Source organism: Burkholderia sp. BE12, assembly GCF_002959955.1.
Classification (GTDB): Bacteria; Pseudomonadota; Gammaproteobacteria; order Burkholderiales; family Burkholderiaceae; genus Burkholderia.
Map to the genome: position 1 here is coordinate 174,939 of NZ_PREY01000006.1, position 13,230 is coordinate 188,168.

Genomic DNA, 13,230 nt, shown 5'->3' on the forward strand with positions numbered 1-13,230 from the left:
TGAGCAGCCCCTAACCTTCGCGGTGCCGTAGTCATCCGCTCACACACTGGAGGTCTCATGAAATTGATGCAAACCGCGATTGCCGGCCTGGCTGGCGCGCTTTTCGCCGTCGCCGCCCACGCTGCCGACATCACGGGCGCAGGTAGCACGTTCGCGATGCCGATCTATACGAAATGGGCTGCCGACTATCAGCAGTCCGGCGGTTCGAAGGTCAACTACCAGGGCATCGGCTCGTCGGGCGGCCTGAAGCAGATCGTCGCGAAGACGGTCGATTTTGCCGGTTCGGACGCGCCGCTGAAGGATGAAGAGCTCGCGAAGGAAGGCCTGTTCCAGTTCCCGACGGTGGTCGGCGGCGTGGTGCCGGTCGTCAACGTGCCGGGCGTGAAGGCCGGCGAACTGACGCTGTCGGGCCCGGTGCTCGGCGACATCTACCTCGGCAAGATCAAGAAGTGGAACGACCCGGCGATCGCCGCGCTGAACCCGAAGGTCAAGCTGCCGGATACGGACATCGCCGTGGTCCGCCGCGCTGACGGTTCGGGCACGAGCTTCATCTGGACGAACTACCTGTCGAAGGTCAACGACGAGTGGAAGTCGAAGATCGGCGAAGGCACGACGGTCAACTGGCCGACGGGCACGGGCGGCAAGGGCAACGACGGCGTCGCGGCCTTCGTGCAGCGCCTGCCGGGCGCGATCGGCTACGTCGAGTGGGCGTACGCGAAGAAGAACAACATGACCTACACTGCGCTGAAGAATTCGACGGGCACGGTGGTCGAGCCGAAGACGGAAACGTTCAAGGCAGCAGCAGCAGGCGCGAACTGGTCGAAGTCGTTCTACCAGATCCTGACGAACCAGCCGGGCAAGGAAGCGTGGCCGGTCGTCGGCGCGACGTTCGTGCTGCTGCACGCGAAGCAGGACAAGCCGGAGCAGGGCGCGGAAACGCTGAAGTTCTTCAGCTGGGCGTTCAAGAACGGCGAGAAGGCTGCCGACAGCCTCGACTACATCTCGCTGCCGGCGACGGTCGAGACGGAAATCCGCAAGCAGTGGAAGACGAAGGTGACGGACGCTTCGGGCAAGCCGGTCGCCGCCGAGTAAGCCATCCAGCGGTTCGCTGCCCGGCCGTGCCGGTCGGGCAGTGTGTGCGGTAAAGCCGGGCGTTACGGCGCCCGGCAATCAAAAGCAGGCACCCATGTCTGATATTTCGTACACGTCCTCCCGATCGCCCGACAGTGCGCAGCAGCGCGCGCCGAGCCGTCTCGGGGATGTCCTGTTCGGCGGCCTTGCACGGCTCGCCGCGATCGTGACCCTGCTGCTGCTGGGCGGGATCATCGTTTCCCTGATCATTGCGTCGCTGCCGACCATCCAGAAGTTCGGCCTCGGCTTCCTGTGGCAATCCGAGTGGGATCCGAACTCGGACATCTACGGCGCGCTCGTGCCGATCTACGGCACGATCGTGACGTCGCTCATCGCGCTCGTCATCGCGGTGCCGGTCAGTTTCGGCATCGCGCTGTTCCTCACCGAGCTCGCGCCCGTGTGGCTGCGTCGTCCGCTCGGCATCGCGATCGAGCTGCTCGCCGCGATTCCGTCGATCGTGTACGGCATGTGGGGGCTGCTCGTGTTCGCGCCGATCTTCGCCGAATACTTCCAGAAACCGCTCGGCCGCCTGCTCAAGGACGTGTGGGTGCTCGGCCCGCTGACGTCCGGCGCGCCGATCGGCATCGGCATCCTCGCGGCCGGCGTGATCCTCGCGATCATGATCATCCCGTACATCGCGTCGGTGATGCGCGACGTGTTCGAGGTCACGCCGGTGCTGCTGAAGGAATCGGCATACGGAATCGGCTGCACGACCTGGGAAGTGATGTGGAAGGTCGTGCTGCCCTATACGAAGACCGGCGTGATCGGCGGCGTGATGCTCGGCCTCGGCCGCGCACTCGGAGAAACGATGGCCGTGACCTTCGTGATCGGCAACACCAACCTGCTCGACAGCGTGTCGCTGTTCGCGCCGGGCAACAGCATCACGTCGGCGCTCGCGAACGAATTCGCGGAAGCGCAGCCGGGTCTGCATACGTCCGCGCTGATGGAACTCGGTCTGATCCTGTTCGTGATCACGTTCATCGTGCTGTCTATCTCCAAACTGCTGCTGCTTCGTCTCGAGAAGGGAGAGGGCAAGAAATGAGCGAGCCCATCATGAATTTCCCGGGGCCGTCCGGTGCCGCGCTCGACGCGATGCGCAACCGCCTGCAGCGCAAGCGCAAGGCCGTCAACGCGATCGCGCTCACCGCGTCGCTCGGCGCGATGGCCTTCGGCCTGCTGTGGCTCGTGTGGATTCTCTACACGACGGTGCACCTCGGCATCGGCGGCCTGTCGCTGCAACTGTTCACCGAATCGACGCCGGCGCCGAACACGGAAGGCGGCGGTCTCGCGAACGCGATCGTCGGCAGCCTGTTGTTGTGCGGCTTCGGCACGCTGGTCGGTACGCCGATCGGCATCCTCGCGGGCGTCTATCTCGCCGAATACGGCCAGAAGAACCTGCTCGCGAGCACGATCCGCTTCATCAACGACATCCTGCTGTCGGCGCCGTCGATCGTCATCGGCCTGTTCGTGTACGCGATCGTCGTCGCGAAGTCGGGGCGCTTCTCGGGTTGGGCCGGCGTGATCGCACTTGCGCTGCTGCAGATCCCGATCGTGATCCGCACGACCGAGAACATGCTGAAGCTCGTGCCGAATGCGCTGCGCGAAGCGGCCGTCGCGCTCGGCACGCCGAAGTGGCGCATGGTGCTGAAGATCACGCTGCGCGCGTCGGTCGGCGGGATCGTGACGGGCGTGCTGCTCGCGATCGCGCGGATCGCCGGCGAAACGGCGCCGCTGCTGTTCACCGCGCTGTCGAACCAGTTCTTCTCGTGGGACATGAGCCAGCCGATGGCGAACCTGCCGGTCACGATCTACAAGTTCGCGATGAGCCCGTTCGCGGAATGGCAGTCGCTCGCATGGGCGGGCGTGTTCCTGATTACGCTCGGGGTGCTCGGACTGAACGTCCTGGCGCGCTCGATCTTCTCGAAAAAGTAACGGCGGAGCAATCCGATGAATATGGCAGAAAGCCACCTGAATCCCGTCGAGCGCACCGCTGCGCCCGCCGGCACGCAAGATGCGGCGAATGGCCGTCCGCTCGCGCCGCTGAACGCGAAGATCGAGGTCAACAACCTCAACTTCTTCTACAACAAGTTCCACGCGCTGAAGAACATCAACCTGCGCATTCCCGAAGGGAAGGTGACGGCGTTCATCGGCCCGTCGGGCTGCGGCAAGTCGACGCTCTTGCGCACGTTCAACAAGATGTTCGCGCTCTATCCGGAGCAGCGCGCCGAAGGCGAAATCCTGATGGACGGCGAGAACCTGCTGACGACGAAGCGCGACATCTCGCTGCTGCGCGCGCGGATCGGCATGGTGTTCCAGAAGCCGACCCCGTTCCCGATGTCGATCTACGACAACATCGCGTTCGGCGTGAAGATGTTCGAAAAGCTCACGCGTTCGGAAATGGACGACCGCGTCGAATGGGCGCTCACGAAGGCCGCGCTGTGGAACGAAGTGAAGGACAAGCTGGGCCAGAGCGGTTACGGGCTGTCGGGCGGCCAGCAGCAGCGTCTGTGCATCGCGCGCGGCATCGCGATCCGTCCGGAAGTGCTGCTGCTCGACGAACCGTGCTCGGCGCTCGACCCGATCTCGACGGGCCGCATCGAGGAGCTGATCGCGGAGCTGAAGAGCGACTACACGGTCGTGATCGTCACGCACAACATGCAGCAGGCCGCACGCTGCTCGGATTACACGGCCTACATGTACCTGGGCGAGCTGATCGAGTTCGGCGAGACCGAAAAGATCTTCATCAAGCCGGTGCGCAAGGAAACGGAAGACTACATCACCGGCCGCTTCGGTTGATGACGGAGAACAACAATCATGTCGGATAAACATCTGTCGAGCCAGTTCGATGCGGACCTGAATGCCGTGTCGTCGAAAGTGCTGGAAATGGGCGGACTCGTGGAGTCGCAGATCGTCGGTGCGATGCACGCGCTGAACGAATTCGACCGCGATGCGGCCGAGAAGGTGATCACGGCCGAGGAAACGCTGAACGCGATGGAAGTGGACATCGACCAGGAGTGCGGCAACATCATCGCGCGGAGGCAGCCTGCCGCGCGCGACCTGCGCCTTTTGATGTCGATTTCGAAAACGATTACGAACCTCGAGCGCGCCGGCGACGAGGCCGAGAAGATCGCGAAGCGCGTGCGCCGCCTGGTCGACGAGCCGGCCGCGCGTGCGGTCAACATCGCCGAGATCAAGGTGTCGGGCGAGATGGCCGTGTCGATCCTGCGCCGCGCGCTCGATGCGTTTGCGCGTCTCGATACGGTGGCCGCCGCGCAGATCGTCAAGGACGACAAGGAAATCGACATGGAATTCCGCGCGTTCGTGCGCAAGCTCGTGTCGTACATGCAGGAAGATCCGCGCACGATCTCGGTCGGCCTCGACTACCTGTTCATCGCGAAGGCGATCGAACGGATCGGCGACCACGCGAAGAACATCGCCGAATTCATCATCTACATCGTGAAGGGCACCGACGTGCGGCACCAGCCGCGCGACACGCTCGATCGCGAAGCCAACAGTTAATCGACTCCGTATAGGAAGAACAGAGGTGCCGATGCCCAGCAACATTCTCGTCGTTGAAGATGAGCCCGCGATTTCCGAACTGATCTCGGTGAATCTCCAGCACGCCGGTCACTGCCCGATCCGTGCGTACAACGCCGAACAGGCGCAGAACCTGATCAGCGATGTGCTGCCCGATCTCGTGCTGCTCGACTGGATGCTGCCGGGCAAGTCCGGTATCGCGTTCGCGCGCGACCTGCGCAACAACGAACGGACCAAACACATCCCGATCATCATGCTCACCGCCCGCGGCGACGAGCAGGACAAGGTGCTCGGCCTCGAGATCGGCGCGGACGACTACGTGACGAAGCCGTTCTCGCCGAAGGAATTGATGGCGCGCATCAAGGCCGTGCTGCGCCGCCGCGCGCCGCAGCTGACCGAGGACGTCGTGTCGATCAACGGGCTGCGCCTCGACCCGGCCACGCATCGCGTCGCCGCGCACGGGGACGGCAGCGAGATCAAGCTCGATCTCGGCCCGACGGAGTTCCGCCTGCTGCATTTCTTCATGACGCATCCGGAGCGCGTGCACAGCCGCACGCAGCTGCTCGACCAGGTGTGGGGCGACCACGTGTTCGTCGAGGAGCGCACCGTCGACGTGCACATCAAACGATTGCGCGCGGCCTTGAAACCGGCCGGCTGCGATGCGATGATCGAAACCGTGCGCGGCAGCGGCTACCGCCTCGCCAAGCACGCGTAACGTATTCGGGCATGCCGTGTGCCGCGGCGTGCCGTTCATTCTTTCGGACGCTGAATCATGAACATCATCTGGGCGCGCTTTCTGGTGTCGCTCGTGCTGCTCGTGCTGATCGGCGTATTGGTCGGCGTCTTCGCCGGCCCGACCGCGGGCCTCGTGTTCGTGGTCGTGATGCTGGTCGCGCAGGGCTTTTTCAGCACCTTCCATACGCAACGTCTGTGGCGCCTGCTCGATGCGCCGGTCTACGGCGAAGTGCCGAGCGCGCCGGGCATCTGGGGCGAGATCTACTATCGGCTGCACAAGCTCGCGAAGCAGTGGCATGCGCAGGTGCGCCAGGTCGAACAGCAGCACTCGCGCTTCATCCAGGCGATCCAGGCATCGCCGAACGGCGTCGCGATGCTCGACGACCACGACCAGATCGAGTGGTGCAACGCGATCGCCGAAGTCCATTTCGGCCTCGACGCGAAGCGCGACCTGCGCCAGCACATCACGAACCTGGTGCGCCATCCCGATTTCGTCCGCTACCTGAATGCGCAGCATTACGAGGAGACGCTGTTGATGCGCGGCATGGGCGACTCGCGGCAGAACGTGCTGGCCGTGCAGGTGTTTCCGTACGGCGAGAACCGCAAGCTGCTGCTCACCCAGGACATCACCGAGCTCGAGCGCACCGACGCGATGCGGCGCGACTTCGTCGCGAACGTGTCGCACGAGTTGAAGACGCCGCTCACCGTGCTGTCGGGCTTCCTCGAGACGATGCGCGAGCTGCCGCTGAACGAGGAGGATCGCGCGCGCTATCTCGACATGATGGAGCAGCAGGCGTCGCGGATGCGGCACATCGTGACCGACCTGCTGGTGCTCGCGAAGCTGGAAGGCGAGAGCAGGCCGCCGGTCGATCACGCGATCGACATGCGCGCGGTGTTCGATCATCTGAAGGAAGATGCGCAGACGCTGTCGAGCGGGCATCACGATATCGCGTTCTCGATCGACGAGACGCTCGGCGTCACGGGGGCGCAGACGGAGCTGTTCAGCGCGTTCGCGAATCTCGTCACGAACGCGATCCGCTATACGCCGGACGGCGGCAAGATCGTCGTGTCGTGGCGGCGCGAGGGCGCGCAGGGCGTGTTTTCCGTCACCGACAGCGGCTTCGGGATTCCGGCCGCGGATCTGCCGCGGCTCACCGAGCGCTTCTACCGCGTCGACCGCAGCCGTTCGCGCGATACGGGCGGCACGGGCCTCGGGCTCGCGATCGTCAAGCACGTGCTGCAGCGGCACGACGCGCATCTGTACGTACAGAGCGAGGAAGGGCGCGGCAGTACGTTCACCGCGCGGTTCCCGGGCTCGCGCATCATCGCGATCCGGCCGGCCGCTTACGAAGCATGATCGCGTAGCGGTCCGGCGTTAAAAAAGCAGCCCGCGGGCTGCTTTTTTTTGGTGAAGCGGCGGCGCTCGCCCCGCATCGCGCCGACGGCTCACGTGCAGAACTTCGCGAGCAGCCCGAGCTGCGCGTTGCGGATCGTCTTGCCGGTGCGGCGGCGGCGATAGTGGCCGTCGCTGTGCATCTGCCATGCCGACTGGTTGTCGCCGAGGCACACCGACAGCCCTTCGGCGATCACGCGCCGCTTGAGCTTGCGCTCTCGGACCGGGAACGCGACTTCGACGCGCCGGAACAGGTTGCGGTCCATCCAGTCGGCGCTCGACAGATAGACTTCCTCGGCGCCGCCCGCGTGGAAATAGTAGATGCGGTGGTGTTCGAGGAAGCGGCCGACGATCGAGCGCACCGTGATGTTTTCCGACAGCCCCGGCACGCCGGGCTTCAGCGCGCACACGCCGCGCACGATCAGGTCGACCTTGACGCCGGCCTGCGACGCTTCGTACAGCGCAGCGATCACCGACGGCTCCAGCAGCGCGTTCATTTTCGCGACGATGCGCGCGCGCTTGCCGGCCTGCGCATTGTCGATCTCCGCGCGGATCGAATCGATGATGCGCGGATGCAGCGTGAACGGCGACTGCCACAGCTCGTGCAGCGTCAGTTCGCCGCCGATCCCGGTCAGTTGCTGGAAGACGTGATGAACGTCCTCGCAGATCTTCTGGTCGGCCGTCATCAACCCGAAGTCGGTGTAGAGGCGCGCGGTGCGCGGATGGTAGTTGCCGGTACCGAGGTGCACGTAGCGGCGCAGCGTCGCCTTGCCGCCCTGCACGACGCGTCGCACGATCAGCATCATCTTCGCGTGGCACTTGTGGCCGACCACGCCGTACACGACATGCGCGCCGACGGCTTCGAGCTGCGACGCCCAGTTGATGTTGGTTTCCTCGTCGAAGCGCGCGAGCAGCTCGACGACGACGGTCACTTCCTTGCCGTTGCGCGCGGCTTCCATCAGCGCGTCCATCAGCGGCGAGACGGTGCCCGTGCGGTAGATCGTCTGCTTGATCGCGACGACGCTCGGGTCTTTCGCGGCCTGCTGCAGCAGTTCGAGCACGGGCTGGAAGCTCTCGTACGGGTGATGCAGCAGGATGTCGCCGGCGTCGATCGCGTCGAACATCGTCGGCGCGTTGGTGATGGCGGCAGGGGTCGAGGCGGTGAACGGCGCGAACTTCAGGTCGGGGCGGTCGACGAGATCGGGAATCTGCATCAGGCGCACGAGATTCACGGACCCGGCCACGCGATAGCAGTCCTTGTCGCCGAGTTCGCTTTCCTCGAGCAGGCGTCGCACGATGTGCAGCGGCGTGTCGGCCGACACTTCGAGGCGTACCGCGTTGCCGAGATGGCGCGCGGGCAGTTCGCCCTGCAGCGCGACACGCAGGTTCGTGATTTCGTCTTCGTCGACGAACAGCTCGCTGTTGCGCGTGATGCGGAACTGGTTGCAGCTCTTCACGACGAGTTGCGGGAAGAGTTCGCCGACGAAGCGCTGCATGAACGAGCTCAACAGCACGAAGCCGTGCTCGAAACCCGACAGCGCATGCGGCATGCGCACCACGCGCGGCAGCGCGCGCGGCGCCTGCACGATGCCCATCACGGCCTGGCGGCCGAACGCGTCGCGGCCTTCGAGCTCGACGACGAAGTTCAGGCTCTTGTTCAGCACGCGCGGGAACGGGTGGGCGGGATCGAGGCCGATCGGCGTCAGCACGGGCAGCAGTTCGTCGAGGAAGTAGTGGCGCGCCCATTCGAGCTGCTCGTCGTTCCACGAGTCGCTCGCGTGGAAGTAGATGCCTTCCTGTTCGAGCGCCGGCAGCACGGTTTCGTGCAGCATCGTGTACTGTCGATGAACGAGCCGCTGCGCGCGTTCGACGACGAGATCGTAAGCGTGCTGTAACGACATGCCGTCGGGCGTCAGCGCGCCGGGGTTGTCGCGGATTTGTTCCTGCAGGCCGGCCATCCGGACTTCGAAGAATTCGTCGAGATTGCTGCTGGTGATGCAGATGAAGCGCAGGCGCTCGAGCAACGGGACTTGCGGATCGGCCGCCTGGGCCAGCACGCGCTCGTTGAAACCGAGGATGCCGAGTTCACGATTGAGAAGCGGGTAACGGACGGACATCGGCAGAGTAGGGGATGATTCAGGCGATGATTCGAAAGGACGCTCGGAAACTCTCACGGTACGATGACGTGCTGATGACAGTAATGGTTTTATATCGGGAAATTCTACGCCGTAACCCTTTCGTCGCATAAATGTTTCGGCTATATGGAATCGAGCAGTGTGCATGCCCGTGAAGCGTGGCAACGGCAAGCGTTCCACGCTTAAAATGTCGCCTTTGATTGATCCCCCGCGGTTGCCGGAACGGCTGCCGCGGAAGAACGCGCACGGAGCCCCCTTCTGATGGTTACAACTCCCCACTTGCTGGCTGCCGTGGATCTCGGCTCGAACAGCTTCCGGCTGATCGTCGGGCGCGTCGAGGAAACGCCGGCGGGCAGCCAGATCTATCCCGTCGATGCGCTGCGCGAGCCGGTTCGGCTGGCCGCGGGCCTGTCGAGCGACAAGATGCTCGATCGCGCGTCGCAGGAGCGTGGCTGGGAGGCGCTCAAGCGGTTCGGCGAGCGCCTGCGCGATTTCCATCCCGATCATGTGCGCGCGGTGGCGACCAACACGCTGCGCGTCGCGAAGAACGCCGCCGAGTTCCTCGGCGAGGCCGAGGCGGCGCTCGGGTTCCCGATCGAAGTGATCGCGGGCCGCGAAGAGGCGCGCCTCATCTATGCGGGCGCCGCGCACTCGGTGCCGGCGAGCGCCGGCAAGCGGCTCGTCGTCGACATCGGCGGCGGCTCGACCGAATTCATCATCGGCTCGCACTACACGCCGATCGTGATGGAGAGCCTCTATATCGGCTGCGTGAGCCATAGCCGCACCTTCTTTCCGGCCGGCAACGTCGACGAATACACGATGCGGCAGGCCGAACTCGCGGCCAAGCGCGAGATCCAGATCATTTCGAGCGAATACAAGAAGGCCGGCTGGGACCAGGCGATCGGTTCGTCCGGCACCGCGCGCGCGCTCGCGGAGCTCGTCGAGGCGAACGGCTTCAACGATCCGGGCATCACCCACGGCATTTCGCGCGGCGGCCTCGAGCGGCTCAAGCGTGCGCTGATCAAGTCGGAGAACGTCAACCGGCTGAAGCTGATCGCGCTGAAGCCCGACCGCGTGCCGGTGCTCGCGGGCGGCCTGGCGATCATGCTGGCGGTGTTCGAGGAACTCGGCGTCGACTACGTCGATACGACCGACGGCGCGCTGCGCCTCGGCGTGCTGTACGACCTGCTCGGCCGGACGCAGCACGAGGACATGCGTGCGGTGACCGTCGAGGGCTTCACGCGCCGCTACGGCGTCGATCGTGCGCAGGCCGAGCGGATCGGTGCGCTCGCGGGGCGTTTCTACGACGAACTCGAGGAAGACGACGAGGAAGCGCGCGAGGAAGGGCGGATGTTCCTCGGCTGGGCGGCCGCGTTGCACGAGATCGGCCTGTCGATCTCGCACAGCGCGTATCACAAGCATTCGGCCTATATCGCGAGCAACGCGGACATGCCGGGTTTTTCGCGTACCGACCAGGCGCGGCTCGCCGCGCTCGTGCTCGGCCATGCGGGCAAGCTCGGCAAACTGTCGCAGGCGCGCGAGGTCGAATGGCCGCTGCTGTTCTGCCTGCGGCTCGCGGCGCTGCTGTGCCGGCGCCGGACCGATGCGGGGCTACCCGACATTTCCGTTTCGCGGATGAAGAAGGGCGGGTATGAGGTGCGTCTGCCGGGCGCATGGGTCGAGCAGAACCCGTTGACCGACTACAGCCTCAGCCAGGAGGCGGCGGAGTGGGAGAAGGTCGGTATCCCGTATCGCGTGGTGTATACCGGCGCGTGACAGGCCGATAGCGGGCCCGCAAGGCGCTCGGGCTCCGGGTGAGGCGATACGCGGCGGCGCCCGGTCAGGCGCGGCCGCGCGATCGTGCTGGCGGTCCGCTCAGTCCGACGAGCAGACGATCGCCGTCAGGAACGGGAACGCCTGCTTGACGGTTGCGTCGCTGCCGGCCTTGCGCACCGCTTCCTCGACCGAACTCTTCGTGCCGCGCACGACGACCCCGTAGGCCCAGTCGCCGATCGGCGTGCCGTCGCCCGGCCGGAAGATCGGGTCGTTCGCCTGGTAGCCGAGCACGACGTAGACGCCGAAGCCGTAGGCCGTCAGCGGGCGGTTCGTGCGGAATGCATTGACCGAGTTCGATTCGACGTGCATCGGCTCCGACTGGATGTCGCCGGAGGCGAGCAGCGGCGCGACGAACTTGTGGCCGGTCGAATGGCAGTCGAGCGCGTCGTCGAGCGCTTTCGCCGACGCGGTGCCGGCGGTGGCGAGCACGAGTAGCGACGCGCAGAGGATTGGCTTGAGAACGTTGTTTTTCATGCGCGGTTTGCGGGTTGTTCACACGTATTATCGCGTGTTCCAGCAAGTTCCGTGCGCGGGCTTGGCAGTTGAACCGTGTCCGGGCCGCATCGTCGCGAGCCCCGAAAATGGACGGCCGATTCAAGGACCGTAAAAAGTGCCCGTAAACGGAAAAGGGGCTACGGTGTTCAACCGTAACCCCTTGATTCCTTGGTCGGAGCGATAGGATTCGAACCTACGACCCTCTGATCCCAAATCAGATGCGCTACCAGGCTGCGCTACGCTCCGACGAGCCAAAGATAATAACGTCGAACGACCGATTCGGTCAATCAAGATATGCGGGTAAATGCCGCGGCCGCGAACCGGCCACGATTTGCGACAATTCTCGTGATGATCGGCCGGTCCGCACGCAAGCGCGCGCGGCCGCTCGCCGGAGCAAGGAGAACATCATGATGAACCTGATTCTGTGGCGCCATGCCGAGGCCGAAGACTACGCGACGAGCGATCTCGCGCGCCAACTGACCGTGCGCGGCCGCAAGGACGCGCAAGCGATGGCCAAATGGCTGCGCGGCCGGCTCGAGACGAATACCGTGATCCTCGCGAGCCCGGCGGCGCGCACCGTACAGACCGTCGAGGCGCTGACCGACCAGTACCGCACCGTCGATGCACTCGCGCCGGGCGGCAGCGTCGACGACGTGCTGGCGGCGGCCGGCTGGCCGGAAGGCATCGCGCCGACGGTCGTGATCGTCGGCCACCAGCCGACGCTCGGCAGCGTCGCCGCGCAATTGATCGCCGGCGGCGACGACAGCTGGAGCGTCAAGAAGGGCGGAATCGTGTGGCTGGCGAGCCGCACGCGCGACGGCAGCCGGCAGGCCGTGCTGCGCGCCTTCCTGACGCCCGAACTGGTGTGAGGCCCGTCTGAATTGGTTTGAAGGGATTGATCATACGGTTTCGCAAGCTTTCTGCTAAAGTCAAATCGGCGACACGTCATTGAAAGGACACGGTCGTGCCACATAACGGTCACGGCCGATTACTACATTGGCGGGCATGTCGTCCTATTCCTTACGATCAGGAAAGCCTAATGCGAGAACTGCCGACGCCTACGCTCCCTTTTGCCTCGCTGCCCCTCGACACGTCGCGGCGCCACCTGCCGCGCGCCAGTGAAACCGTCACATCGGAGTATCGCCTGCGCGCCGCATGGGCGCGTACGGAAGACGAATTGCGCGAAGCCCAGCGCCTGCGCTACAGCGTGTTCGCCGAAGAGATGGGCGCGCAGGTCAGCGGCCCTTCCGGTCTCGACGTCGATCCGTTCGACGCGTATTGCGATCACCTGCTGGTCCGCGATCTCGACACGCTGAAAGTCGTCGGCACGTACCGCGTGCTGCCGCCGCACCAGGCGGCGCGTGTCGGCCGCCTGTACGCCGAAGGCGAATTCGACCTGTCGCGCCTCACGCACCTGCGCGGCAAGATGGTCGAGGTCGGCCGCTCGTGCGTGCACAGCGACTACCGCAGCGGCGCCGTCATCATGGCGCTGTGGGGCGGCCTCGGCGCGTACATGATGCAGAACGGCTACGAGACGATGCTCGGCTGCGCGAGCGTGTCGATGGCCGATGGCGGTCACTACGCGGCGAACCTGTACCAGTCGCTGTCGGCAGGTTCGCTGACGGCGCCCGAGTATCGTGCGTTCCCGCACACGGCGCTGCCGGTCGACGAACTGCAGACCGGCACCGTCGTCGCGCCGCCGCCGCTGATCAAGGGTTACCTGCGTCTCGGCGCGAAGATTTGCGGTGCACCGGCCTGGGATCCCGACTTCAACTGCGCGGATTTCCTGACGCTGTTCCGCCTGTCGGACATCAACGCGCGCTACGCCCGCCACTTCCTGGGTTGAGCGGTCCGAATCGCGGCGCGCCTTCCGAGGCGCGGCGCGCGCAAGCGAACGCCGTCGCGTGGCCGGTGCCGCGCGACGGCGTTCGTGTATCCGGTCTGTGTGTGCGTATCGGGCCCTGATAA

At 65.0% G+C, this 13,230-nt stretch carries 12 protein-coding genes and 1 tRNA gene; 10 read left to right on the top strand and 3 right to left on the bottom strand.

All coding sequences use genetic code 11. From position 1 onward, the window contains the following. Window positions 1-57: 57 nt before the first annotated feature. The 7 genes from pstS (at window position 58) to phoR (ending at window position 6,760) form a co-directional block, all read left to right on the top strand. Complete coding sequence (pstS, locus tag C4B30_RS08870) at window positions 58-1,092, top strand: phosphate ABC transporter substrate-binding protein PstS (protein WP_006490565.1); 1,035 nt, start codon at window positions 58-60, stop codon at window positions 1,090-1,092. A gap of 94 nt (window positions 1,093-1,186) precedes the next feature. Continuing rightward, window positions 1,187-2,173, top strand: a complete 987-nt coding sequence (pstC, locus tag C4B30_RS08875) for a phosphate ABC transporter permease PstC (protein ID WP_011545090.1) — start codon at window positions 1,187-1,189, stop codon at window positions 2,171-2,173. Then, window positions 2,170-3,063 (top strand): phosphate ABC transporter permease PstA, encoded by an 894-nt coding sequence (pstA, locus tag C4B30_RS08880; protein ID WP_089499930.1) that lies wholly within the window; start codon window positions 2,170-2,172, stop codon window positions 3,061-3,063. Before pstC ends, pstA begins: the two co-directional genes overlap by 4 nt. Window positions 3,064-3,078: 15 nt before the next feature. Beyond that, on the top strand, window positions 3,079-3,927 hold the full coding sequence (gene pstB / locus C4B30_RS08885) for a phosphate ABC transporter ATP-binding protein PstB (RefSeq protein ID WP_089499931.1): 849 nt from the start codon (window positions 3,079-3,081) through the stop codon (window positions 3,925-3,927). A gap of 18 nt (window positions 3,928-3,945) precedes the next feature. Next, a complete protein-coding gene (gene phoU, locus C4B30_RS08890; protein WP_027784089.1) occupies window positions 3,946-4,650 on the top strand; it encodes a phosphate signaling complex protein PhoU in 705 nt (234 codons plus the stop codon). A 31-nt stretch (window positions 4,651-4,681) separates the two neighbouring features. After that, window positions 4,682-5,383, top strand: coding sequence for a phosphate regulon transcriptional regulator PhoB (gene phoB / locus C4B30_RS08895; RefSeq protein ID WP_006750313.1), 702 nt, complete (start codon window positions 4,682-4,684; stop codon window positions 5,381-5,383). 57 nt (window positions 5,384-5,440) lie between these two features. Further along, on the top strand, window positions 5,441-6,760 hold the full coding sequence (phoR, locus tag C4B30_RS08900) for a phosphate regulon sensor histidine kinase PhoR (RefSeq protein ID WP_089499932.1): 1,320 nt from the start codon (window positions 5,441-5,443) through the stop codon (window positions 6,758-6,760). An 89-nt stretch (window positions 6,761-6,849) separates the two neighbouring features. Here the strand turns inward: phoR and ppk1 are convergent, their stop codons facing one another. Continuing rightward, window positions 6,850-8,913 (bottom strand): polyphosphate kinase 1, encoded by a 2,064-nt coding sequence (gene ppk1, locus C4B30_RS08905; protein ID WP_027784091.1) that lies wholly within the window; start codon window positions 8,911-8,913, stop codon window positions 6,850-6,852. Window positions 8,914-9,192: 279 nt separating this feature from the next. Here ppk1 and ppx point away from each other — a divergent pair, with 279 nt between their 5' ends. Further along, window positions 9,193-10,707, top strand: coding sequence for an exopolyphosphatase (gene ppx, locus C4B30_RS08910; protein WP_105132379.1), 1,515 nt, complete (start codon window positions 9,193-9,195; stop codon window positions 10,705-10,707). A gap of 99 nt (window positions 10,708-10,806) precedes the next feature. Here the strand turns inward: ppx and C4B30_RS08915 are convergent, their stop codons facing one another. Next, a complete protein-coding gene (locus tag C4B30_RS08915) occupies window positions 10,807-11,241 on the bottom strand; it encodes a hypothetical protein (protein WP_027784093.1) in 435 nt (144 codons plus the stop codon). A 190-nt stretch (window positions 11,242-11,431) separates the two neighbouring features. Beyond that, a tRNA-Pro gene (locus C4B30_RS08920) sits at window positions 11,432-11,508 on the bottom strand. Between the two features lie 161 nt (window positions 11,509-11,669). On the opposite strand from C4B30_RS08920, the gene sixA reads away from it, so the two are divergent. Next, complete coding sequence (gene sixA, locus C4B30_RS08925; protein WP_158683442.1) at window positions 11,670-12,131, top strand: phosphohistidine phosphatase SixA; 462 nt, start codon at window positions 11,670-11,672, stop codon at window positions 12,129-12,131. 170 nt (window positions 12,132-12,301) lie between these two features. Continuing rightward, window positions 12,302-13,108 (top strand): GNAT family N-acetyltransferase, encoded by an 807-nt coding sequence (locus C4B30_RS08930; RefSeq protein WP_034206968.1) that lies wholly within the window; start codon window positions 12,302-12,304, stop codon window positions 13,106-13,108. The last annotated feature ends 122 nt before the right edge of the window (window positions 13,109-13,230 follow it).

Excerpts from the sequence above, each read along its gene's own strand:
- pstS (WP_006490565.1), top strand. The coding sequence starts at position 58 with ATGAAATTGATGCAAACCGCGATTGCCGGCCTGGCTGGCGCGCTTTTC.
- pstC (WP_011545090.1), top strand. The coding sequence starts at position 1,187 with ATGTCTGATATTTCGTACACGTCCTCCCGATCGCCCGACAGTGCGCAG.
- pstA (WP_089499930.1), top strand. The coding sequence starts at position 2,170 with ATGAGCGAGCCCATCATGAATTTCCCGGGGCCGTCCGGTGCCGCGCTC.
- pstB (WP_089499931.1), top strand. The coding sequence starts at position 3,079 with ATGAATATGGCAGAAAGCCACCTGAATCCCGTCGAGCGCACCGCTGCG.
- phoU (WP_027784089.1), top strand. The coding sequence starts at position 3,946 with ATGTCGGATAAACATCTGTCGAGCCAGTTCGATGCGGACCTGAATGCC.
- phoB (WP_006750313.1), top strand. The coding sequence starts at position 4,682 with ATGCCCAGCAACATTCTCGTCGTTGAAGATGAGCCCGCGATTTCCGAA.
- phoR (WP_089499932.1), top strand. The coding sequence starts at position 5,441 with ATGAACATCATCTGGGCGCGCTTTCTGGTGTCGCTCGTGCTGCTCGTG.
- ppk1 (WP_027784091.1), bottom strand. The coding sequence starts at position 8,913 with ATGTCCGTCCGTTACCCGCTTCTCAATCGTGAACTCGGCATCCTCGGT.
- ppx (WP_105132379.1), top strand. The coding sequence starts at position 9,193 with ATGGTTACAACTCCCCACTTGCTGGCTGCCGTGGATCTCGGCTCGAAC.
- C4B30_RS08915 (WP_027784093.1), bottom strand. The coding sequence starts at position 11,241 with ATGAAAAACAACGTTCTCAAGCCAATCCTCTGCGCGTCGCTACTCGTG.
- sixA (WP_158683442.1), top strand. The coding sequence starts at position 11,670 with ATGATGAACCTGATTCTGTGGCGCCATGCCGAGGCCGAAGACTACGCG.
- C4B30_RS08930 (WP_034206968.1), top strand. The coding sequence starts at position 12,302 with ATGCGAGAACTGCCGACGCCTACGCTCCCTTTTGCCTCGCTGCCCCTC.